Below are 22,124 nucleotides of genomic sequence, written 5' to 3' on the forward strand. Positions count from 1 at the left end.
GACCTCTTATGATGCAGCCAGGATCTGGCTGACGTAGCGTGCCACCGCGCGTACGGCGCCCATCGTCACGGGGTAGTCCATCCTCGTGGGACCCAGCACGCCGAGCCGGGCCAGTTGGTTGTCGCCAGAACCGTATCCGGTCGCGACGATGGACGTGCCGTGCAGATAGGGGTTTTCCGAGCCGATGCGCACGGTGAGCGCGGACGGGATGTCGCTGGACGTCTCGCCGAGCAACCGCATGAGCACGACCTGCTCCTCCAGGGCCTCCAGCACGTCGCGCAGGCCGACGGTGAAGTCGGCGCCGGCGAGGTTGGCCGCCCCGGCGAACACGATCTTCTCGTCGTGGCGTTCGACGAGGGTCTCCAGCAGCACCGACAGGATGGTGGCCACGGCCGGCCGGTCCTCGGCGGGCAGCCGCTCGGGCAGGTCGGCGACGAGATCGGGCACGGCGCTCAGGCCGCACCCGTCGAGACAGGCGTTGAGCACGGCCCGCAGGTGCGCGATGCGGGTGTCCTCCACGACCTCGGGCAGCTCGACCACGCGCTGCTCGACGCGGCCGGTGTTGGTGATGAGCACCAGCATGACGCGCCGCTCCGAGAGCGGCACCAGCTCGACGTGCCGGACGGTCGAGCGGGTCAGCGTCGGGTACTGCACGACCGCGACCTGCCGGGTGAGCTGCGCGAGCAGCCGCACGGTGCGGGTGACCACGTCGTCGAGGTCGACCGCCCCGGCCAGGAACGTCTCGATCGCCCGGCGCTCCGCCCCGGACAGCGGCTTGACCTGCGACAGCCTGTCGACGAACAGCCGGTAGCCCTTGTCGGTCGGCACGCGGCCGGCACTGGTGTGCGGCTGGGTGATGTAGCCCTCCTCCTCCAGCGCGGCCATGTCGTTGCGCACGGTGGCGGGGGAGACCTTGAGATTGTGGCGCTCGGCCAGCGCCTTGGAGCCCACCGGTTCGTTGGTGGACACGTAGTCTTCGACAATGGCGCGGAGCACCGCCAGCTTACGTTCGTCGAGCACGTGCTCACCTCCTGCGTCTGCCTCGGGGAACGACCGTCTAGCACTCTGTGTTCCCGAGTGCCAAGTGTACGGCTCTCACCCACAAGGTGCGATAACACCTGGCCATCCTGCCGCTGGCGCGGGCCCGCCTCCAGGGATCAGACTTGCCGACATGACCGACGAGTCCCCCTCCCAGCCGAACGACCCGGCGCCCGGGCCCGGCCCCCATCCCGGTCAGCCCCCTCCTCCCCCGCCGTACGGGCAGCCCCCGTACGGGCAGCCCCCGTACGGGCAGCCGCCGTACCAGACGGGGCCGCACGGCATGCCGCCGCAGCAGGCCCCGTACTCGCGGCAGCCGCCGTACCCCCAGCCGCCGTCCGGGCCGTCGTACGGGCCGGGGCCGGTGACCGGTGAGCAGGCCGCCCACCCGCAGGTCCCGTACCAGCCGGGCCCCTACGGCTCTCCTTCGGGCGAGCAGGGGCCCTACGGCGGCCAGCCGCTCACGGGCCCGTACGGCGGCCGGCCCCTCCCGGTGTCCGGCATGTACGCCGGCGGCCCGCTGTACGCGCCCCGGGCGGACCCCAAGCTGCTCCGGCCCCCGCTGTGGTGGGTGTGGGCCGCCTGGGGGCTCGCGCTGGTGTGCGTGGTGGCCGGGGTGGCGCTGTTCGCGGGCGGCGTGGCGGACACGGCGCGGAGCGCGCTGCCGACGAGGACGTTCGGCTCCGGCGAGACGGTGACCGTGAACGTGGACCCGGCCGACGAGCCCGTGGTGTACCTGGCCAGCGCCTCGCCGGTGCAGTACACCTGCTCGGCCGGCGGCGGCGCCGGCAGGGCGCTGCTGGCCAGGATGCCCGGGAGCATGACGGTCACGCAGGGCTCGACCACCTGGCGGGCCATCCTCGCCCTGAACGTGCCGAAGGCGGGCGGCTACCAGCTCAAGTGCGACACGGCCGCGGGATCGGGCGCGCGCTTCGCGGTGGGCCCGGCGGTGGACGCCGGCGGGCTGCTGGGCGGCGTGGCCGCGCTGTTCCTGCTGCCCGGGGCGGGCGTGCTGGTCGCGGTCGTCCTGACCGTCGTCGTCCTGGCACGGCGCAGCGGCCACCGCAGGCGCCTCGCGGCAGGCGGGTGATTTGCTACGGTCCCCGGTGTGTATGACGGTGATGTTCTCGCGGGCAACTGGCGGCGGCCGGGCAAGGGCACGATCCCGAAGGTGCCCGCCGAACCCGACCTCGTGGTGGAGGACGCCGACAGCGGGTTCTGCGGCGCGGTCGTGGCCTGCGACAAGGAGGCCGTCACGCTGGAGGACCGGTTCGGCAGGCGGCGCCTGTTCCCGCTGGCGCCGGCCGCGTTCCTGCTGGAGGGCAGGCCCGTGACGCTGGTGCGGCCGGTCGCGGCGCCGAGCGGGCCGAGGCGCAGCGCGTCCGGGTCGATCGCGGTCGAAGGGCTGCGCGCCAAGGTCGCCAAGGAGAGCCGCATCTACGTCGAGGGGGTGCACGACGCCGCCCTCGTCGAGAAGATCTGGGGTCACGACCTGCGCGTGGAAGGGGTCGTCGTCGAGTACCTGGAGGGCGTCGACGACCTGCCCGCGATCGTCGACGAGTTCGGCCCCGGGCCGGGGCGCCGGCTGGGGGTCCTGGTGGACCATCTGGTGCCCGGCTCCAAGGAGAGCCGCATCGCGGCCCGGGTGACCTCTCCGGAGGTGCTGGTGGTCGGGCACCCGTTCGTCGACATCTGGCAGGCGGTCAAGCCGTCCGCGCTGCGCATCCCCGCCTGGCCGGACGTGCCGCGCGGAGTGCCGTGGAAGGAGGGCGTGATCGCCGCCCTGGGGTGGCGCGTGGAGCCCGCCGAGGCGTGGCGGCGCATCCTGGGGGCCGTCTCCTCGTTCGCGGATCTGGAGCCCGAGCTGCTCGGCCGGGTGGAGGAACTGATCGACTTCGTCACGGAGGCACCCTGACCCGGGACCCGCGCACTTCCCCGGTCTCCGTCCGTCTGATCAGCTGACCAGGTCGCGTACCAGCGCGTCGGCGAGCAGCCGGCCCTTCAGGGTGAGGACCATGAGGCCGCCCTTGAACGCCTCCGGCTCCAGCAGCCCGCCACCGAGCGCGGCGGCGACGGCCGTCCGCGCGGCGGGGGCGACGTCGGCCAGCGGGTAGCCGGACACCAGCCGGAGCTCCAGCATGAGGCGTTCGGTCTCACGGTCGTCGGCGGTGAGCACCTCCCGCGCGTGGGCGGGCGAGACGCCCGCGGTCAGGCGCTGGGCGTAGGCGGCGGGGTGCTTGACGTTCCACCAGCGGGTGCCGCCGACGTGGCTGTGGGCGCCGGGGCCGGCGGCCCACCAGTCGCCGCCGGTCCAGTAGAGCAGGTTGTGGCGGCAGCGGGCGGCGTCGGACGTGGCCCAGTTCGACACCTCGTACCAGCGGAACCCGGCCTCGCCGAGCATCGCGTCGGCGATCTGGTAGCGGTCGGCGGCCACGTCGTCGTCGGGCATGGGCAGCTCACCGCGCCGGATGCGGGCCGCCAGGCGGGTGCCGTCCTCGACGATGAGCGAGTACGCGGAGACGTGGTCGGGCTCGGCCTCGATGGCGGCGGCGAGCGAGGCCCGCCAGTCGTCGTCGGACTCACCCGGCGTGCTGTAGATGAGGTCGAGGTTGACGTGGTCGAACCCGGCCGCGCGCGCCTCCTTCACGGCCTGCCCGGCCCGGCCGGGGGTGTGGTGGCGGTCGAGGACCTTGAGCACGTGCTCGCGGGCGCTCTGCATGCCGAAGCTGACGCGGGTGAAGCCGCCCTCGCGCAGGCTCTCCAGCGAGGCGGGGCCGACGGACTCGGGGTTGGCCTCGGTGGTGACCTCGGCTCCCGGCGCGAGGCCGAACTCGTCCCTGACGGCCGCGAGGACGCGGACCAGGTCGGCCGGGGGCAGCAGCGTGGGGGTGCCGCCGCCGAAGAACACCGTCTGGACCGGGAGGTCGGCGTCGCCGAGGACGCGCCGCGCCAGCCGCACCTCCTCGACGACCGTGTCGGCGTAGTCGCGCTGCGAGGCGCCGGGGCCCAGCTCGGCGGCGGTGTAGGTGTTGAAGTCGCAGTAGCCGCAGCGCGTCACACAGAACGGCACATGGACGTAGAAGCCGAACGGGCGCTCGCCGAGGCCGCGCAGCGCGCTCTCGGGGAGCTCGCCCGAGGCGGGCGCGGCTTCGCCGTCGGGCAGGGTGGATGGCACACCTCCAGTCTGCCCGCCACCACCGACCACCCTGACCACGGGCCCACATCACGGGCCACCCGCACTACGGCCACCCGGACCACGGGTCACGCCTTCCCCGGCTCCCCTCCACGGCGGTGCGGGTCCGGCAAGGCCGGGCGGATGGGGCTCGCTCAGGTCAACGTGCCGCTCCGAGCACCCGGCCGGCCACGTCGTCCCAGAAGGCGGAGCGTCCCGGGACCGCCAGCACGCGCCGCAGCAGCTCCTTGTCGCCGTGGAACGCCCGGAACGCCTCGGCCACCGTCACCCCGTCGTGCGGCCGGTGCACGATCCGCACTCCGTCGCCGGCGCCCAGCTCGCCCGTCTCCACCACCCTCAGGTACGCGCCCGGCCGCCCGGCCTCCGTGAACCGGCGCACCCATCCCGGCTCGTCCATCCAGTTGCGGAACACCACACACGGCACCCGTGGCCCGCTCACCTCCAGCACGGCCGACCCGACACGCCACCGCTCCCCCAGCACCGCGCCGTTGACGTCGAGTCCCTCGGTCGTCAGATTCTCGCCGAACCTGCCATCACGCAGCCCACGTCGCAGCTCGGCCTCCCACCAGTCGTAGTCCTCGCGCGCGTACGCGTAGACGGCGTGGTCGCCGCCGCCGTGGTTGACCAGATCGCCCCGGCCGTCACCGGCGACCCCTTCGGGGCGTACCTCCACCCGGTCGAGCACCGGTGCCTTGTCGATCGCCGTGCGCCCGGTCTTACCGGCCCAGGGGGCGTCCACTACTTTCCCGACATTTACCGAGATGACCCGCATAGCGCCGACGGTAACCGAGCCGCTCCCCGGCGGCGATCCCTTTTCCGGCCCCTTCCCCCGCTTCAGAAACCCGAGCTCGTGCGAGACAGGCAGTTCTTCTCACCCATCACACCGACTCCTCGACCGCGAGCACCGTCGCCCGGCCGGAGGCACCGGCCGCACCGTCGCCGGCGGCCCCGCGAACGTCCTCGGCACGGCGGGCGCCGTACACGCCCTGCACGAAGCCGAAGATCGCCGAGACCAGGGCCGCCATGGCCGAGACGGCGAAGCTCCACCCCGCCCCGGCGCCGGACAGCACCGCTCCCGTGACCGCGCCGGCCAGACTGCTCCCCACCACCCTGACCAGCGAGTTCACGCCTCCGGCCGCCGCCGTCCTGGCCGGCTCGACATGCTCGACCGCCATCGTGCCGAGCGCCGCGTAACCGAGCCCGATCCCCACGCCCAGGACGGCCGACGCGCCGTACAGGCTCGCCGGCGACCCGTGCAAGACGCTGAGCCAGAGGGCGGCGACCGCCACCACCACGGACCCCGCGCCGACCAGCGACGCCGCCGCGAACCGGCGCATCAGGCGGCCGGCGAGCAGCGAGACCGTCAGCATCAGCAGCGCCGCCGGCAGCAGGTAAAGGCCGACCTGGAGGACCGAGGCGCCGAGCCTTCCCTGGGCCACGGACGACAGCGTGGTGATGGTGCCGAACAGTGCGAACCCCAGCAGCAGCGACGCCACCGTCGCCCCGACGGTCCCCCGGTGCAGCAGCATCGGGATCTCGATGAGCGGAGACACGGCCCGCCGGGCCGAGAGCACCCAGAGGGCGAACAGCACGACGCTCGCCGCGAGCAGCCCCAGTGTGCCCGCCGAGGTCCAGCCCCAGGCCGCGCCCTTGCTGACGGCCAGCAGCAGGCAGACCAGCCAGGACGCCACCAGCGCCGCGCCCGCGTAGTCGGGACGTCCGGCGGCCTGAAGACGGACGGGCTCACGGACGAACAGCATGATCAGTACCACTCCGGCCGCCCCGAGCCCCGCAAGGGTCCAGAACAGCGCCTGGTAGCCGCCTCCGGCCAGGCCCGCGAGGATCATGCCGGCCCCGCTGCCGACGCCGATCATGGCACTCAGCACGCCGATCGCCGTGGGCAGCCGGTCGCGCGTCACCTTCTGCCGGGCGATGCCCATGGCCAGGGGCAGGAGGGCTGCGGACACGCCCTGGAGCGCCCGGCCGGCGATGACCACGGACAGCGTGCCGGCCAGGGCGGCCATGACCGACCCGGCGACCAGGAGCAGGAGGGTGGCGACGGCCACGGGACGCCTGCCGTACAGGTCGCCGAGGCGTGACAGCAGCGGGATGGTGACCGCGCCGGAGAGCAGGGAGGCGGTGAGTACCCAGGAGACGGAGGTCAGCGGCGCGTGGAGCTCGCGTTGCAGCACGGGAAGCATCGGGACCACGGCCGTCATCTGGAGGGTGCCGACGGCCACGCCGAACGCGAGCACGCCCACTGCCGCCCATGGCGACTTTTTATACATGTATAGAAAGTAACATGGCAGGATGCCGGCGCGCACGGGGAGACCCCCCAAGATCTCCAAGGCGGACATCGTCTCCGCGGCCCACCGCGTCATCGACGAGGAGGGCACGCAGGCACTGACCATGCGCAGGCTGGCCCGCGAGGTGGACGCCACGCCGATGGCCCTCTACCACCACGTGCGCGACAAGGACGAGCTGCTCCTGCTGCTCCTGGACGACTACGCGGCCGGCGTGCCGCGACCCGAGCCGCAGGCGGGGTCCGCGGACCCGGGCGAGCGGATCGTGGCCGCCGCCGTCGCCATGCGCGTGGCGCTCATGGATGTCCCGTGGATCGTCGAGGTGCTCAGGGCCGACGATCTGATGTCGGCCCGCGCGCTGTGGTACCCGGAGCAGATCATCGACGCGGCCGTCCAGGCGGGCCTGACCGCGGAGGACGCCGTGGACGCGTACCGGATCATCTGGCACTACACGGCGGGCGAGATCGCCGCGCGCGCGGCCGCCGCGCGCCGGCGCGAGGACGGCAGGCCGACGTACCGGAGCCAGGTGTTCGAGAACCTCGACGCGGCGCAGTTCCCCAGGATCGCCTCGCTGGGCGGCCGATGGGAGGAGCTGACGGCCCGCGACACCTACGCCAAAGGGGTACGGGCCCTGGTGCGCGGCCTGCTGAGCCCTCCCCCGGCCTGAGCTCCGCCCGGCGGGGCCTCACCCCCTGGTGCCGTCACGGTCACAGGCGGCTCCAGCCGGCCCGGTCAGCGAACCGGTCCGCACGGTCGCGGGCCGCCTTGCCGGCACGGTCACGCGCGACCGCGCCTGCCAGGTTGAGCTGCGACTCGGCATCGAAGCCCGCCAGCTGTAACAGCTTCTCCAGCGCGGCCTGCCGGGTCTCCTCCAGGGTGGCACCCCGCTCCCCGAAACAGTCGGCCGCCACGTCGAGCACGGCCGTGACCACGGCCGCGTCGGGGTAGGGCACGTCGATCACAATGGCTCCGTCCTTCGCCCGATCCGCCGGCACCAGGTGCAGCCGCAGCAGCCGCCGCATCTCCTCGGCCATCGCGACCCCCAGCACGGCCGCCCGCTCGAACCTCTCAGCAGCAAGCATGTCTCTCTCCAGTCGCACAGGTGTTCGTGAACACCAACGCTAGACGGCGCCACCGACAGAATCCGGCTGCCCGGGCCGCACATCAGCAACCCGCGCGAGACGATCTACGGATTAGGCTCGAACGGTGTACGAACAGACCGTCGTCGCCGAAGACCTCCATGTCGCCCTTGGTGACGGCCCCGTCCTCGAAGGGTTCTCGCTGAGCGCCTCCCCCGGCGAGATCGTCGCCGTCGTGGGCCAGAACGGTTCGGGCAAGTCCACGCTGCTCCGCTGCCTGGCCGGCCTCCAGCCGGTCGGCGGGGGCCGAGTCACCGTGTTCGGGGCCCCACCCGCCGACGACGCCGCGTTCTGGCGGGAGGTCGCGCTGCTGGCCGACGAGCCCGCCTGGTACCCCGGCCTGACCAGCCGCGAGCACCTGGAACTCGTCCAGGCCGTCCACGGCGCGCCGCGCATGACCGCCGAAGCGGCTCTGAGCGTCTTCGCCCTGGCCGGGCGCGCCGACGCGCCGCCGCAGAACCTGTCCACCGGCCAGCGCCAGCGACTCTCCCTGGCCGCCACCTTCCTCCGGCCCAGCCGGCTGCTCCTTCTCGACGAGCCCGAGCGCGGGCTGGACGCCTCCTTCCGCGTACGGCTCGGCGAGCTGATCGACGCGTACGCGGCCGGCGGTGGCACCGTCGTCATGGCCACGCACGACCCCGCCCTGGCGGCCCGCGCACGCCAGGTCTCCCCCGCCGGCCAGGCGACGGCATGAGCTCCCCGCACTCCCCTGATCCCGCCGCGGTGCGGTGGTTCCTGCGGCAGCGGCGGCAGGGCTCCACGAGCGCGCTCGACCGGTACGTCACCGTGTTCGGCGTCGCCCTCGTGGGTGTCGTCGCCGCGCATCCCATCTCCTCGCTGCTCGCGAGCATGGCGGGGGCGACCACGACGGCCCGCATGAGCGCGGGACTGGCGCTGGTCGTGCTGGCCTTCGCCGGGTTCACCGCCGCCGCCCGGGCGGCCGGGCCCGTGGCGCTGTCCGCTCCCGACGCGTCATGGCTGCTGCTGGCGCCGCTGGGACGGCGCGCAATCCTGGGCCGGACGGCGCGCCTGCTGCTGGTGGCCGCCGTGGTGGCGGGCGCGCTGCTCGGGGTGGCGCTGCTCGCCGTGCTCGGCGCGCCGGACCGGCTCCTCTGGCGGCTGGCCGGGGCCCTGGTGGTCGGCGTGGGCGCGACGGTGAGCACCATGGCCCTGGCCGTTCTGGAGCAGGCGTCCAGGCTCTGGGACGGCTGGCTGGGCATCGCGACGGGCACGCTGGTGACGCTGGCCGTGGTGCTGAGCGTGACGGCGATGGGCTCCCGGACAGCCCGTCCCGCACTCACCGGAGCCGACCTGATGACGGGTGCCGGAAGCGTGTCAGGGATCGGCGGTGTCACGGGAGGCGAGGCAGGGCTCGTCCCCGCTGTCCTCCACGCGGTCCTGGGAGCGGTGGGCGCCGTGGCCGCCGCTCCACCCGCCGTCGTGGCGGGCGTCGCTGTGACGGCCGCCCTGACAGCCGCTCTCCTCGTACGGCAGGCGTGGGCCACCCTGGACCGCATGCCGGCCGGAGCCGTGCTGGCCGCCTCCACCCGGGCGGCGCACGTCACCCGGGCGGCCGTGCTCCTCGATCCCGGGGCGCTGACCTGGATCGCCGAGGACAACCACTGGAGCGCCAGGAGGCTGCGGTCCAGGAGGTGGCCGTCGCTTCCGGCTCCGGCGGCGCTGGCCTGGCACGACTGGCGCCGCCTCGCCCGCCGGCCGGGCCGCCTGATCGCGATGGCCGCCTCCGCCGCCCTCCCCGCCATCCTGGCCCAGGCCCTGGGCGTCACGACCAGCGGACCGGGAGTGCCTACGGCGGCGGCCGTCCTGGCCGGGGCCGTGGCCGTGGCGGCGGCCGCTGTGGCGGGGGCGCGCCGGGACGGCGATAATCCCACCCTGGCCAGGCTCGCCGCCGTCGGCCTGCGACCGGCACTCGCCGCCCGGGCCATGCTGCCCGCGCTCCTCGCCGGCGCCTGGACGGCCGCCGCGCTGACCGGCCTGACGCTGGTGGGCGCGTTGCCCGCCGGGGCGTGGTGGGCGTTCGGCCCGGCAGTCGCGCCCGCCGTGGCCGCCGGGGCGCTCCGGATGGCACGCAGGCGGCCCATCGACCACTCCATGCCGGTCATCGACACCCCGGGCGGCGCCATCCCCACGGGCCCGCTGCTCTGGGCGCTGACCGGCGTCGACATCGCCTTGGCCGGCTGCCTGCCGGCCGTCGTCGCGCTCCTGGCCCCGCCGGACGGCCTGGCCGTGTTGCTGGTGGCGCAGGCCGTCACGGGTCCGCTGATGCTCGCGACCTACCTGCTGAGGGCGCGGAAGCCGACGATCAGCTGAGAAGCGGTGGAGAGCCGCGCCCGGGGAACCGGGCGCGGCGATGGCCGGACGATGGCCGGACGCGGGCGAGGGTCAGCGCTTGGACTTGTCGGCGCCGGCGTCGGTCGACAGGGCGGCGACGAACGCCTCCTGCGGGACCTCCACGCGGCCGACCATCTTCATGCGCTTCTTGCCCTCCTTCTGCTTCTCCAGCAGCTTGCGCTTGCGGGAGATGTCGCCGCCGTAGCACTTGGCGAGGACGTCCTTGCGGATGGCGCGGATGTTCTCGCGGGCGATGACGCGGGCGCCGATGGCCGCCTGGATGGGCACCTCGAACTGCTGCCTCGGAATCAGCTCGCGCAGCTTCTTGGCCATGTCGACGCCGTAGGCGTACGCCTTGTCCTTGTGCACGATCGCGCTGAAGGCGTCGACCGGCTCGCCCTGCAGCAGGATGTCGACCTTGACCAGGTCGGCCTCCTCCTCGCCGGCGGGCTCGTAGTCGAGCGAGGCGTAGCCGCGGGTGCGGGACTTGAGCTGGTCGAAGAAGTCGAAGATGATCTCGCCGAGCGGCAGCGTGTAGCGGATCTCGACGCGGTCCTCCGACAGGTAGTCCATGCCCTTGAGCTGCCCGCGACGGCCCTGGCAGATCTCCATGATCGCGCCGATGAACTCGGACGGCGCGAGGATCGTGGACTTGGTGACCGGCTCGAAGACCTGCGCGATCTTGCCGCCGGTGGGGAACTCCGACGGGTTGGTGACCGTGAGCTCGCTGCCGTCCTCCATGACCACGCGGTAGACGACGTTGGGGGCGGTCGAGATCAGCGACAGGCCGAACTCGCGCTCCAGCCGCTCACGCACGATCTCCATGTGCAGCAGGCCGAGGAAGCCGACGCGGAAGCCGAAGCCGAGCGCGGCCGACGTCTCCGGCTCGTAGACCAGCGCGGCGTCGTTGAGCTGGAGCTTGTCGAGCGCCTCGCGCAGCTCGGGGTACTCGTCGCCGTCGATCGGGTACAGGCCCGAGAACACCATGGGCTTGGGGTGCTCGTAGCCGGCCAGCATCTCGCCGGCCGGCTTGGCCGAGGAGGTGACGGTGTCGCCGACACGTGACTGGCGGACGTCCTTCACGCCGGTGATGAGGTAGCCCACCTCGCCGACGCCCAGGCCGCGCTCGGCGGGCTTGGGCTCGGGCGAGATGACGCCGATCTCCAGCGTCTCGTGGGTGGCGGCGGTGGACATCATGAGGATGCGCTCGCGCTTGCTCAGGTGGCCGTCGATCACCCGGACGTACGTGACGACGCCCCGGTAGGTGTCGTACACCGAGTCGAAGATCAGCGCGCGGGCGGCGGCGTCGGCGTCGCCCACCGGCGCCGGCACGGAGGCGACCACGTGGTCGAGCAGCTCGCGCACGCCCGCACCGGTCTTGCCGGACACGCGCAGCACGTCGGAGGGCTCGCAGCCGATGAGGCCGGCGAGCTCCTCGGCGAACTTCTCGGGCTGCGCGGCGGGCAGGTCGATCTTGTTGAGCACCGGGATGATGTGCAGGTCGGCGTTCATGGCCAGGTAGAGGTTGGCCAGGGTCTGGGCCTCGATGCCCTGGGCGGCGTCGACCAGCAGGACCGCGCCCTCGCACGCCTGGAGGGAGCGCGACACCTCGTAGGTGAAGTCGACGTGGCCGGGCGTGTCGATCATGTTGAGCACGTGACCGTCCCACGGCAGCCGGACGGCCTGGGACTTGATCGTGATGCCGCGTTCGCGCTCGATGTCCATCCGGTCGAGGTACTGCGCGCGCATGGAGCGGTCGTCCACCACGCCGGTGATCTGCAACATCCGGTCGGCAAGGGTGGACTTGCCGTGGTCGATGTGCGCGATGATGCAGAAGTTGCGGATCAACGCGGGGTCGGTCTGGCCAGGCTGAGTGCGCACCGAAGTCCGTTTCGACAGGGTTGAGGTCAAGCGTCTTTCATGGTGACATGCCCGGGTGATCCCCCGAACCGTCATCCGCCGCGGCCTGCGCCTGCTCGCGCTTGCCTTGGTCGTCGTGGTCGCGCTGGTCGGCCTCCTGGCCGCCGCGTTCCGTGTCCAGTTTACCGGCGCTCCGGCAGGCTGGGCGAAGAGCACGGGCAACGACGCCCTCTGGCTGGGCCACATGTGGGTGGACGGCCGCCGTACGCGGCAGGATGTCCAGAATCTGGCGGTACGGCTGCGCGGCACGGGCATCAAGGACGTGTACGTCCATTCCGGTCCGTTCGCGGCCGACGGCCGCTTGGACCCCGCCAAGTACCCCGCCGCCCGTGACTTCCTGGCGTGGGTGCGCGAGGCCCTGCCCGGCGTCCGCGTCTCCGCCTGGCTCGGCCAGAAGGTCGACGGCACCCTCGACCTCGACGACGCGGAGTCCCGGGCCAACGTGCTCGACGGCGTCCGGGACGTGGTCGCGGCCGGCTACGACGGCGTCCACTACAACTTCGAGCCCATCGGCAGCGGCGACGAGGAGTTCCTCGACCTGCTGGCGCGCACCAGGCCCCTCACCAGGCTGCTGTCCACCTCGACCCCGCAGGTCGAGCCGTACCCGCTCATGCGCCTGACCGCCCGCGCGGCGATCTCCCACGACAAGTACTGGTCGCAGGACTACTTCCGGCGGGTCGCGGAGCGCGTGGACCAGGTGGCGGTCATGACGTACGACACCGGCATGCCGTCCGGGTCGCTCTACGGCGGATTCGTCGCGCGCCAGGCCGAGCTGGCCCTCGGCCTGGTCCCGGAGCGGACCCACCTGCTGATCGGCGCCCCCGCGTACCACGACCACGGCGTCTCCTGGAGCGACGGCGCGGAGAGCGTGGCGGACGCGGCGCGCGCCGCCAAGCTGGCGCTGTCGGAGCACGGCCCGCGGCGGAATTTCGGCCTCGCGCTGTACGTGGACTTCGCGGCGACGGAGGAGGATTGGAGGGAGTACGCTGCACAGTGGCTCGTTTGACGGAGCACACCCAGGTCGTTGATTTGAGCAGCCACCTGGGTTATTGGTATCCTGTACAACTGCGTGTGGCGCGCCCTCTCTCGAGCCCGCGCGCCCCATCCATCACCCAGACTTACTTCGAGGCTTCTTCGTGGCGAACATCAAGTCCCAGATCAAGCGCAACAAGCAGAACGAGAAGGCCCGCCTGCGCAACAAGGCGGTCAAGTCGTCCCTGAAGACGGCCGTTCGCAAGTTCCGTGAGGCCGCCGAGCAGGGCGACCTCGAGCAGGCCGCCGCGGCGCAGCGCATCGCCGCCCGTCAGCTGGACAAGGCCGTCAGCAAGGGCGTCATCCACAAGAACCAGGCCGCCAACCGCAAGTCGGCGATCGCCAAGCAGGCCGCCGCGCTGGCCGCCAAGTAACCTGGTTCGAGCGCCGCACTTCACCTGTGAAGTGCGGCGTTTGCATTTCCCCGCCCCGTACCCGCCGAGAACGGCGATGTCCAGCCGTTCCGTGTCACAGTTTCGATATCACATCGGCGTCGCCGCGCCGTATCGGCTGCGTCACCGTTGCCAAGATCCCTTGCCCTCGTCCCGGTGAGTCCCCAGAGTTCACACAGGACGGCGGAAGGGGGCACCGTGCGGGGGCCGTGGGTGGTCAGGCGCGCGCTCAGCGAGCCGTTGCTGCTGCTGGCGGCGTTCGGGTCGATCCTGCTGGCGACGACCACGCTGGTGTCGCTCACCATGTACGCCACGTCCACGGCCGAGGCGGGCCTGCGGCGCGCGATGGAGACCGCCCCGCTGGGCCAGGTGGCCGCGGCCGTCTCCACCCCCGTGACAGCCGAGACGTTCCCCCGGCTGGACGAGGTCGTGCGTGAGCGGATCGGCGCCGCGTACACCGGCACCCCCGTCACGATCACCACCAGCATCCGCTCCGACTCGTACGTGCTGCCCGGCCAGGAGCGCCGCGAGCAGCCCGGCCTGCTCAGGTTCGGCACCCACGACGGCCTCGACCGGCACGCCAGGCTGGTCTCGGGCTCCTGGCCGCGGCCCGCGCCGGACGCGGCCGGCCAGATCGAGGCGGCCGTGTCCCTGTCCGCGGCGTCGGCGGCCGGTTGGAAGGCCGGGCAGGAGTTCACCACCGAGGGCCGCCTCGACCACCGGCCGGTACGGGTACGGCTCACCGGCGTCTTCCAGCTCGACGACCCGTTCGGCGACCGCTGGGCCGGCGAGCAGCTGCTCAGCCGGGGCGTGGAGAGCGGCCAGTTCACCACGTACGGGCCGCTGATGGTGGCCCGTGAGACGTTCCTCACCCGCTTCGCCACCAGCGTCAACGCCACCTGGACCGCCGTCCCCGACCTGCGCGGCCTCACCCCGGAGGCGCTGCGGCCCTTCGCCGGCCGGGTGGCCGGGCTGCGCCAGGCCCTCCAGGACTCCGGCTGCCGGTCCTGCACCGCCACCAGCCGCCTGCCGGAGCTGCTGTCCCAGCTCGGGACGGCCGCGCTGGTGGCCCGCTCCACCATGCTCATCCCGGTGCTCCAGCTTCTGCTGCTGGCCGCGTACGCGCTCATGCTCACCGCGCGGCTGCTCGCCGACCACCGCCGGATGGAGGTCGCTCTGCTGCGCTCGCGCGGCGCGGGCACGTCCCGGCTGGCCGCGCTGGCGGCCGGCGAGGCGCTGCTGGTGGCGTTGCCGTGCGCGGCGGTCGCGCCGTTCCTCGGGCCGCCCCTGCTGTCGCTGATCGGGTCGCTGCCGTGGATCGCGGCCTCGGGCGTGCGGCTGACGCCGCAGGCCGGGCCGGGCACGTTCCTGGTGTCCACGGGCGTGGCGCTGGCCTCGGCCGGGCTGCTCGTGCTGCCCGCGCTCGCGGGCGCCCGCCGTACGTACGTCGAGGAGCAGGCGACACGCGGGCGCGGCGTCGGGCGCGGCCTGGTCGAGCGGGCGGGCGCCGACGTGGCGCTGCTCGTGGTCGCCGTGCTGGCCATCTGGCAGCTACGCCGGTACGGCTCGCCCGTCACCGCCACGGCCACCGGCGAGCTGGGCGTCGACCCGCTGATCGTCTCCGGGCCCGCGCTGGCGCTGCTCACCGGCGGCATGCTGGGCCTGCGGCTGGTGCCGCGCGTGTCCCGGCTCGCCGAGCGGTTGACGGCGCGCCGCCGGGCGCTCGCCCCCGCGCTCGGCGCCTGGCAGGTCAGCAGGCGCCCGCTGCGGTACTCCGGGCCCGCGCTGCTGCTGACCATGGCCATCGCGATCGGGATCATGTCGATGGCCACAGCCGCCACCTGGCGGACCTCGCAGCAGGACCAGGCGGACCACCGGGCGGGCGCCGACCTGCGGCTCTCCGGGCCTCCCGACGGGCCGGAGCTGGGAGCCCTCGGGCGTGGCACGGCCTTCGCCGCGCTGCCGGGCGTCACGGCGATCTCCCCGGCGTTCCGGGGACAGGCCGAGTTCGGCGGCGGCGACGCCGTGCTGCTCGGCCTCGACGCCACGCGGCTGGCCGAGCTGTTCAGGCTGCGCCCGGACCTGTCGGACCGGGACGCGGGCGAGCTGTCCCGCGCGCTGCGCCCCGCCGGGCCGGGCTCGGGTGGCCTGGAGGTCCCCGGCCGGCCCGCCACGCTCACGGTCGAGGTCCGGTCGGACGGCGCGGCGCCGCTGCGGCTGACCGTCTCCGACGCGCTCGGCATGTGGCGCGACCTCCCCCTGGGTGCCCTGCGCGCCGGCGACAACCGCTTCGAGGCCGACCTGAGCGGCCTGGCCGGGCGGGGCGGGAAGATCGCCTACCCGCTGCGGATCCGCGGCGTCACCGCCGGGCCGGTCGCGGAGGGCCGGGCCGAGGTGACGCTGACCGGCCTGAGCGCGGGCGGCCGGCCACTCGCCGTGCCGGGCGGCTCCGGGCCGCTGGAGGCCACCGGGATCCGGCCGGCCGTCTTCACGCCGGGCGCGGTCCCGGCCGCCGGGCCGCTGCCCGTGGTGCTCACGGCCGGGCTCGCCGAGTCGCTCAAGCTGCGGGCCGGGCAGAGGGGGCGCGTCACGCTGGACCGGGACGTCGTCGAGGTGGAGGTGGCCGGCATCGTCGAGCGGATGCCCACGACGGCCGGCGACCAGCAGGCCGTTCTCGCCGACTGGGCGGCGCTCCAGTCCCGCGCCCTGGCGGCCGGGCAGCAGCCGCGGCCCGCGACCGAATGGTGGCTGGCCGTGCGCGACGGCGACACCGCGCCCGCCCGAGCCGCCCTCGACCGCCGGCCCGAGTGGGACGTGACCGCGGTCGACCGACGCGAGCTGACCACCGCGCTGCGCGACGACCCGCTCGCCGGCGGCCTGCAGGGGGCGTTGATCCTCGGATTCGTGGCGGCGCTGGTGTTCGCGGTGCTCGGGTTCCTGGTCAACGCCACGGTCGCGGTCAGGGAGCGGGCCGCGGAGTTCGCCGTGCTGCGGGCGCTGGGGGTCGGCTCGCGGCAGGTGCTCGGGCTGCTGGCCGTGGAGCAGGCGTTCGTCGTCGGCCTGTCGCTGGTGGCGGGCACCGCGCTCGCCGCCGTCATGAACGTGCTCGTCGTGCCGCACGTCGTGCTCACCGGGCAGGCGTCGGCCGTCACGCCGGACGTGGTGCTCGACGTTCCCTGGGCCGCCACCGCCGGCATGCTGGCGCTGGTGACGGCCCTGCTGTTCGCCATCGTCGCCGGGCTCGCGCGCGCGGTGCGCGGGCGCGGCGCCCGCCTGGGGGAGCTCCAGTGAAGTCCTTGGTGCCGGCGCGCGTCCATCTCGGCCCCGTGACGCTGCTGGCCGTGCTCACGCTGAGCGCCTGCCTGCTGGTCGGCGGGCTGCCGCGGGCCGTCCAGGCGTCCTTCGACGAAGCCCTGCACGCGTCCCTGAGCGACGCGGCCGCGTTGCAGACCGACCTCCTCGCGCAGGTGGAGCCGGCCTCGGCGGAGGCGACCCTGCGCGAGCCCGCCCAGTTCGCCGCCGGCGAGGAGCGGCTGCGCTCGCTCCTGCCCGCGCCGCTCCGGCCGCTCGTGCTGCCGCCCGGCCGGGGCACCAGCCACGCCAGCGCCACGACGTACGACACGCCGGTCCACGGCACCGGCGGCATGCGGTACCTCAACCTCGGCTGGCTGTCCGACGCCGACCGGCGGGTGCGCTGGGTCGAGGGCAGGCGGCCCGGCGCGCCGGGCTCCATGACGTACGAGCGGGAGAGCATTCCCGTGTTCGAGGTCGGCGTCTCCGAGGACGCCCGCGCCAAGATGGGGCTGGAGATCGGCGCCACGCGGATCCTCGGCGAGAGCGACTACGCGGCCGTCAAGGTCGTGGGCGTGTTCGCCGCGTACGACCCGGCCGACCGCTACTGGACCCACCACGCCGACGTCCTGCGGGTCACCGAGACGCAGCCGCCCGGCAAGACCGACCTGGAGCGGCGCGCCACGGCCCTCATCTCCGAGGCCGGCCTGACACGGCTGAACGGCGACGACCGCAACCTCGTCTACACCTGGGTGCTCGGTCTGGACCCGGCCGCGCCCACCTCGCTCGGCGCCGCCGAGGTGAAGGACGCCGTCGCCGACTACGAGCGGACGGTGTCGGTGGAGACGCCGGCCTCCGGCCGCTACCGGCTGGTGACCGGGCTGCCCGGGCTGCTCGACGGCTTCCTCACCGCGCAGGGCACCGCGCGGACCGTGATGGTCCTCGTGCTCGGCGGGTTGCTGGCCGTGTCCGCCGGCGTGATCGTGCTGGGCGTGCGGCTGCTGTCCGAACGGGCCGACCCGGCGCTGGCGCTCGCCCGGGCGCGCGGCGCGTCCCTGCCACAGCTGGCCTTCGCCGGGGCGGGGCCGGTGGCGCTGGCCGCCGTGCCGGCCGCCGTCGCCGGGCACGCCCTGTCGTGGCTGGTGCCCGGACCCGCCACGTTCGTCGTCCACGCCGGGCCGGCGCTGGTGCTCGCCGTGGCCGTCGGGTTCGCCGCCGTGCGGCCGGTCGTCGTCCACCACGCGCCGCTGCGCGAGCGCCGCGACGACGTGGCCGCCGCCCGGCCCCCGCTGCGCCGGGTCACGCTGGAGGCGCTGGTCGTCGTGCTCGCGCTGGCCGGGGCGTACCTGCTGCGCTCCCGCAGCCTGGCGGGCGAGGCCGGCGACGACCCGTTCCTGCTGGTGGTGCCGGTGGCGCTGACCGTGGCCGCCGCCCTCGTGACGATCCGGTGCTACCCGTACCCCCTGCGCCTGCTCGTACGGCTGGCGTCCCGCGGCCGGGCGGCCGTGCCGTACCTCGGCCTGACCCGGGCGGCGCGGGCGCGGCCCGCCAGCGTGCTGCCGGTGCTCATCCTGCTGCCGGCGCTGGCCGTGTCGGTGTTCGCCTCGGTGATCGCCGGTGGCGTGGAGACCGCGCAGCGGCTGGCCGCCTGGCAGGCCACCGGCGCGTCGATCAAGGTGACGTCGCGGGTCGAGCTGCCCGCCGGCGTGGTGGACCGGGTCCGGGCGGTGCCCGGTGTGGAGCTGGTGCTGCCCGCGCAGACCGGGCAGGTTCAGCTCGGCTACACGGGCGAGCGGGCCGAGGCCATCGCCGTCGACGTGGCGGCCTGGCGGCGGCTGCTGGCCGGCTCCCCCGTCGGCCTGCCCCCGCTGCCCGCCTCCGCCTCCGGGGTGCCCGCGCTGGTGTCCCCGGAGCTGCACGGCCGCGGCACGATGGACATCGGCTGGCAGGCCCGGACGAAGCTGACCGAGCGGGGCGTGGTCACGGCCGTGCCCGGCTTCTTCACCCGCGGCAAGTTCCTCGTGGTGCCGCTGGAGGTCAACGCGCGGCCCTCCGTGAACACGTTGCTGATCAAGGGCGACGCCGACCCGGCGGCGGTGACCAGGGCCGTCGGCGGGCCGACGGCCGTCGTGACCTCGCAGGCCGCCGAGCTGGCCGCGATCCGCGACGCCCCGCTCACCGGGACCGTGCGGGTGGTCCTGCGCGTCACCACCGGCGCCCTGGCCGCGTACGCGCTGGTCGCCGTGGTCGTCGTGCTGGTGATCGGGGCGGCGGACCGGACGCGGGCGCTGGCGTTCCTGCGCCCCCTCGGGCTGTCGGAGCGGCAGGCGCGCGGGCTGACCGCGCTGGAGATCCTGCCTCTCGTGCTCGTCACCGCCCTGGCCGGCCTGGTGCTGGGGCTCGCGCTGCCCGCGGCGCTCGGGCCCGGCATCGACCTGTCGTCGTACGCGGGCGGGGTGGCCGTCGAGGGGTACGCGCCCGACCTGGCCGTGCCGCTGCTGCTGGCGGCCGGGCTCGCCGTCGTCGCCGGGCTAGGCGCGTACGTCCACACCGCGGCGGGCCGCCGGCGCGGCTCCGGGACGCTCCTGCGAGGGGGCGACCTCGCATGACGCGGCGTTCCACGAGACCGGCGTACCCGTGCCTGTGCTCGTACGACCGACCACAACCTCTCCGTGAGCAGGTGATCCCGGCATGAACACCACGCTGTCCGAGCTGGAGGCCCGGGCCGGCGCGCCCAGGGCGGACTTCGGCGGCGACGCCCACATCGTCTGCGACAACCTCGTCCGCATCTACAAGACCGAGGGCGTCGAGGTGGTCGCCCTCCAGGGGCTGGACCTCCTCGTGGACAAGGGGGAGCTGGTCGCCGTCGTCGGCGCGTCCGGCTCCGGGAAGTCGACGCTGCTGAACGTGCTGTCCGGGCTGGACGTGCCCACCGCGGGTGTGGCCAGGGTGGCGGGCATGGACCTGCTGTCGATGACGGCCAAGGACCGGCTGCGCTACCGGCGGGAGGGGGGCGGCTTCGTCTGGCAGCAGACGGCGCGCAACCTGCTCCCGTACCTGACCGCCCGCGAGAACGCCGAGCTGCCGGTACGGCTGGCCGGCCGGCGCAGGCGCGGCCGGGCGATGGAGCTGCTGGAGCTGCTCGGCGTCGGCGACCGGGCCGGGCGCACACCCGGCGAGCTGTCCGGCGGCGAGCAGCAGCGGGTGGCCATCGCCGTCGCGCTGGCCAACTCCCCCCAGCTCATCCTGGCCGACGAGCCGACCGGTGAGCTGGACAGCGACACCTCCGAGGAGGTGTTCGACGCCCTGCGCAAGGCCAACCGGGAGCTGGGCGTGACCGTGGTCATCGTGACCCACGACCCGCTCGTGTCGGAGCAGGTGGACCGGACGATCGGCATCCGCGACGGCCGCACCAGCAGCGAGACGCTGCGCAGGGAGGGCGCGGAGGGCCAGGTCGTGGCCGAGGAGTACGCGGTGCTCGACCGGGTCGGGCGGCTGCAGCTTCCGCGCGACTTCATGAACGCGCTGCAGATGGAGCGACGGGTACGCCTGGAGCTCGAATCCGACCATATCGGCGTATGGCCGGCGAGAGAGGAGCCCTCGGGTGAGCAGTGAGCCCTTGGTCGTGGTCGAGGGGCTGCGCAAGGTCTACCGCACCGGGCCGAAGGAGGTCGTGGCGCTGCGGGGGGTGACGTTCGAGGCGTTCCCCGGCGAGCTGATCGCGATCCGGGGGCGGTCGGGGTCCGGCAAGACCACGCTGCTCAACCAGATCGGCGGCCTCGACCGGCCCGACGCCGGCCGGGTGGTCGTGGCCGGGCAGGAGGTCACGGCGATGGCCGAGGACGACCTGGTGGGGCTGCGCCGGGACGTGGTCGGGTTCGTGTTCCAGTCGTTCGGGCTGGTGCCGGTGCTGTCGGCGGCGGAGAACGTCGGCGTCCCGATGCGGCTCACCCGCACGCCCGCCGCCGAGCGGGAGGAGCGGGTGCGGATGCTGCTCGCCCTCGTGGGGCTGGAGCGGCACGGCAACCAGCGGCCGTACGAGCTGTCGGGCGGGCAGCGGCAGCGCGTGGCCATCGCCCGGGCCCTGGCCAACCGGCCGCGGCTGCTGGTGGCCGACGAGCCGACCGGCCAGCTCGACTCGCAGACCGGGCGGCAGATCATGGAGCTGATCCGGGCACTGGTACGCGGCGAGGGCGTGACGGCGCTGGTCGCCACCCATGACCCGGGACTCATCACCCTCGCGGATCGCGTACTGGAGATCGCCGACGGAGTGCTGCACGAGGTGGTACCCCAGGAGTCCTGACGATCGCCGCCAGGTTCGCCGCGGCGACGAGGGCGGCGCCCGCGAGCAGCAGCCCGGCCGCGCCCGTGAGCCCCGCCAGCGGCGCCGCCACGGCCAGTCCGAACGGCCGCGACGCGAACGAGATGAGCTGGTCGAACGCCCGCACCCGGCCCAGCGCGGCCTCCGGGATCTCCTGCGCCACGACGGTCTCCCACAGCGGGCTGAGGACGCCGAGACCGCACATGGCCACGAAGTACGCGCCGGCGACGGCCCAGGCGGGAGCCGGGACGGCCAGGGCCACCAGCGGCAGGGCGTACAGGGCGGCGGCGACCTGCACCGCGACGATCGGCCGGCGGACCGGCAGGCGCGGCGCGGCGAGCACGCCCACGACCAGGCCGGCCGTGCCGCACTGGGCGATCAGCACCCACGCGCCCTCGCCGCCGAGGCTCCGGACGGCGGCCATGGGACCGAGGGTGAGGAAGAGACCGGCGGTGAAATGCCAGACCCCGTGGCCGAGGACCCCGCGCAGGAACCACGGCCGCACCCTGACCTCCCGCCACCCCTCGGCCAGCTCGCGCCCGAACCCCTTCGCCTCGCCCTGGAGGCGCGCCGCGTCGACCGGGCTCGCACCGGCGCGGACTCCTCCCAGGGTGAGCGCCGAGCCGGCGAACAGGACGCCCGTCAGCGCGGCCGCCCAGCCCGGCCCCACCACCAGGGCCACCCCGCCGGCCAGCGCGGGGGCGGCCACGGCGGACACACTCGTGACGACGCCGATCCGCGCGTTCACGCGCAACCGCTCGGGCCCGGGCACCACGGCCGCCACCAGGCGCGGCACCGCCGGCATGCCGAAGGCGATGGCCACGCCGGACACCGCCGACAGCACGGCGAGCACGGCCAGGCGCCCGGACCCGGCGATCAGCTCGGCGCCGATGGCGACCTGGGCCAGGCAGCGTACGAGATCGGCGAGCAGGATCACCCGCGCGGGTGGCAGCCGGTCGGCCAGCACCCCGCCGACGGGGAGGAACACCAGCAGCGGGACCAGCTCGCACGCCAGCACCAGTCCGAGCCCGTCGGCGCCCCCGGAGAGGCGCAGGACGGCAAGGGTGAGGGTGGTGGGGATCAGAGCGGTGGCCAGGGCGGAGAGGCCGCGCCCGATCAGCAGACGACTCATCATGGCTCGGT

The 22,124-nt window shown here is 74.2% G+C and carries 18 protein-coding genes; 11 read left to right on the top strand and 7 right to left on the bottom strand.

Going from position 1 to position 22,124, the window contains the following annotated elements; genetic code table 11:
• Positions 1–6 precede the first annotated feature (6 nt).
• Positions 7–1,020 carry a heat-inducible transcriptional repressor HrcA gene (hrcA, locus tag MTP10_RS16885; RefSeq protein ID WP_310710390.1) on the bottom strand — a complete coding sequence of 338 codons (1,014 nt, stop codon included), beginning with the start codon at positions 1,018–1,020 and terminating at the stop codon, positions 7–9.
• A gap of 151 nt (positions 1,021–1,171) precedes the next feature.
• On the opposite strand from hrcA, the gene MTP10_RS16890 reads away from it, so the two are divergent.
• Both MTP10_RS16890 and MTP10_RS16895 read left to right on the top strand, forming a co-directional pair.
• Positions 1,172–2,128, top strand: coding sequence for a hypothetical protein (locus tag MTP10_RS16890; RefSeq protein WP_310710392.1), 957 nt, complete (start codon positions 1,172–1,174; stop codon positions 2,126–2,128).
• An 18-nt stretch (positions 2,129–2,146) separates the two neighbouring features.
• Positions 2,147–2,953 carry a DUF3097 domain-containing protein gene (locus MTP10_RS16895; protein WP_310710393.1) on the top strand — a complete coding sequence of 269 codons (807 nt, stop codon included), beginning with the start codon at positions 2,147–2,149 and terminating at the stop codon, positions 2,951–2,953.
• Positions 2,954–2,992: 39 nt separating this feature from the next.
• Here the strand turns inward: MTP10_RS16895 and hemW are convergent, their stop codons facing one another.
• The 3 genes from hemW to MTP10_RS16910 form a co-directional block, all read right to left on the bottom strand.
• On the bottom strand, positions 2,993–4,213 hold the full coding sequence (gene hemW / locus MTP10_RS16900; RefSeq protein WP_310710394.1) for a radical SAM family heme chaperone HemW: 1,221 nt from the start codon (positions 4,211–4,213) through the stop codon (positions 2,993–2,995).
• Positions 4,214–4,370: 157 nt separating this feature from the next.
• Positions 4,371–5,003: an MOSC domain-containing protein gene (locus tag MTP10_RS16905; RefSeq protein ID WP_310710395.1), complete on the bottom strand. Its 633-nt coding sequence runs from the start codon at positions 5,001–5,003 to the stop codon at positions 4,371–4,373.
• 106 nt (positions 5,004–5,109) lie between these two features.
• Entirely contained in the window at positions 5,110–6,519 is a 1,410-nt protein-coding gene (locus MTP10_RS16910; protein WP_310710396.1) for an MFS transporter, read from the bottom strand.
• Between the two features lie 22 nt (positions 6,520–6,541).
• Here MTP10_RS16910 and MTP10_RS16915 point away from each other — a divergent pair, with 22 nt between their 5' ends.
• Positions 6,542–7,201 carry a helix-turn-helix domain-containing protein gene (locus MTP10_RS16915; protein WP_310710397.1) on the top strand — a complete coding sequence of 220 codons (660 nt, stop codon included), beginning with the start codon at positions 6,542–6,544 and terminating at the stop codon, positions 7,199–7,201.
• Positions 7,202–7,241: 40 nt separating this feature from the next.
• Here MTP10_RS16915 and MTP10_RS16920 read toward each other — a convergent pair whose 3' ends face one another.
• The gene (locus MTP10_RS16920; RefSeq protein WP_310710398.1) at positions 7,242–7,616 is read right to left on the bottom strand and encodes a hypothetical protein; all 375 of its coding nucleotides are present in this window, start codon (positions 7,614–7,616) and stop codon (positions 7,242–7,244) included.
• 124 nt (positions 7,617–7,740) lie between these two features.
• Between MTP10_RS16920 and MTP10_RS16925 the strand changes: the two genes are divergently transcribed.
• Positions 7,741–8,367 carry an ABC transporter ATP-binding protein gene (locus MTP10_RS16925; protein WP_310710399.1) on the top strand — a complete coding sequence of 209 codons (627 nt, stop codon included), beginning with the start codon at positions 7,741–7,743 and terminating at the stop codon, positions 8,365–8,367.
• On the top strand, positions 8,364–10,004 hold the full coding sequence (locus tag MTP10_RS16930; RefSeq protein WP_310710400.1) for a DUF6297 family protein: 1,641 nt from the start codon (positions 8,364–8,366) through the stop codon (positions 10,002–10,004). Before MTP10_RS16925 ends, MTP10_RS16930 begins: the two co-directional genes overlap by 4 nt.
• A gap of 72 nt (positions 10,005–10,076) precedes the next feature.
• On the opposite strand, the gene lepA is transcribed toward MTP10_RS16930, so the two are convergent.
• Positions 10,077–11,906, bottom strand: coding sequence for a translation elongation factor 4 (lepA, locus tag MTP10_RS16935; RefSeq protein ID WP_310710401.1), 1,830 nt, complete (start codon positions 11,904–11,906; stop codon positions 10,077–10,079).
• Positions 11,907–11,961: 55 nt separating this feature from the next.
• Between lepA and MTP10_RS16940 the strand changes: the two genes are divergently transcribed.
• From MTP10_RS16940 to MTP10_RS16965, 6 genes are all read left to right on the top strand, one after another.
• The gene (locus tag MTP10_RS16940) at positions 11,962–12,951 is read left to right on the top strand and encodes a hypothetical protein (RefSeq protein ID WP_310710403.1); all 990 of its coding nucleotides are present in this window, start codon (positions 11,962–11,964) and stop codon (positions 12,949–12,951) included.
• Between the two features lie 130 nt (positions 12,952–13,081).
• On the top strand, positions 13,082–13,351 hold the full coding sequence (rpsT, locus tag MTP10_RS16945) for a 30S ribosomal protein S20 (RefSeq protein ID WP_310710404.1): 270 nt from the start codon (positions 13,082–13,084) through the stop codon (positions 13,349–13,351).
• Between the two features lie 216 nt (positions 13,352–13,567).
• On the top strand, positions 13,568–16,660 hold the full coding sequence (locus tag MTP10_RS16950; RefSeq protein ID WP_310710405.1) for an ABC transporter permease: 3,093 nt from the start codon (positions 13,568–13,570) through the stop codon (positions 16,658–16,660).
• Complete coding sequence (locus MTP10_RS16955; RefSeq protein ID WP_310710406.1) at positions 16,657–19,269, top strand: FtsX-like permease family protein; 2,613 nt, start codon at positions 16,657–16,659, stop codon at positions 19,267–19,269. The genes MTP10_RS16950 and MTP10_RS16955 overlap by 4 nt, the downstream gene beginning before the upstream one ends.
• 82 nt (positions 19,270–19,351) lie before the next feature.
• On the top strand, positions 19,352–20,275 hold the full coding sequence (locus MTP10_RS16960) for an ABC transporter ATP-binding protein (protein WP_310710407.1): 924 nt from the start codon (positions 19,352–19,354) through the stop codon (positions 20,273–20,275).
• The gene (locus tag MTP10_RS16965) at positions 20,265–20,963 is read left to right on the top strand and encodes an ABC transporter ATP-binding protein (RefSeq protein ID WP_310710408.1); all 699 of its coding nucleotides are present in this window, start codon (positions 20,265–20,267) and stop codon (positions 20,961–20,963) included. Before MTP10_RS16960 ends, MTP10_RS16965 begins: the two co-directional genes overlap by 11 nt.
• Here MTP10_RS16965 and MTP10_RS16970 read toward each other — a convergent pair.
• On the bottom strand, positions 20,893–22,116 hold the full coding sequence (locus tag MTP10_RS16970) for an MFS transporter (protein ID WP_310710409.1): 1,224 nt from the start codon (positions 22,114–22,116) through the stop codon (positions 20,893–20,895). The genes MTP10_RS16965 and MTP10_RS16970 overlap by 71 nt on opposite strands.
• Positions 22,117–22,124 lie beyond the last annotated feature (8 nt).

Source organism: Nonomuraea sp. 3-1Str, assembly GCF_031570565.1.
Lineage (GTDB): Bacteria > Actinomycetota > Actinomycetes > Streptosporangiales > Streptosporangiaceae > Nonomuraea.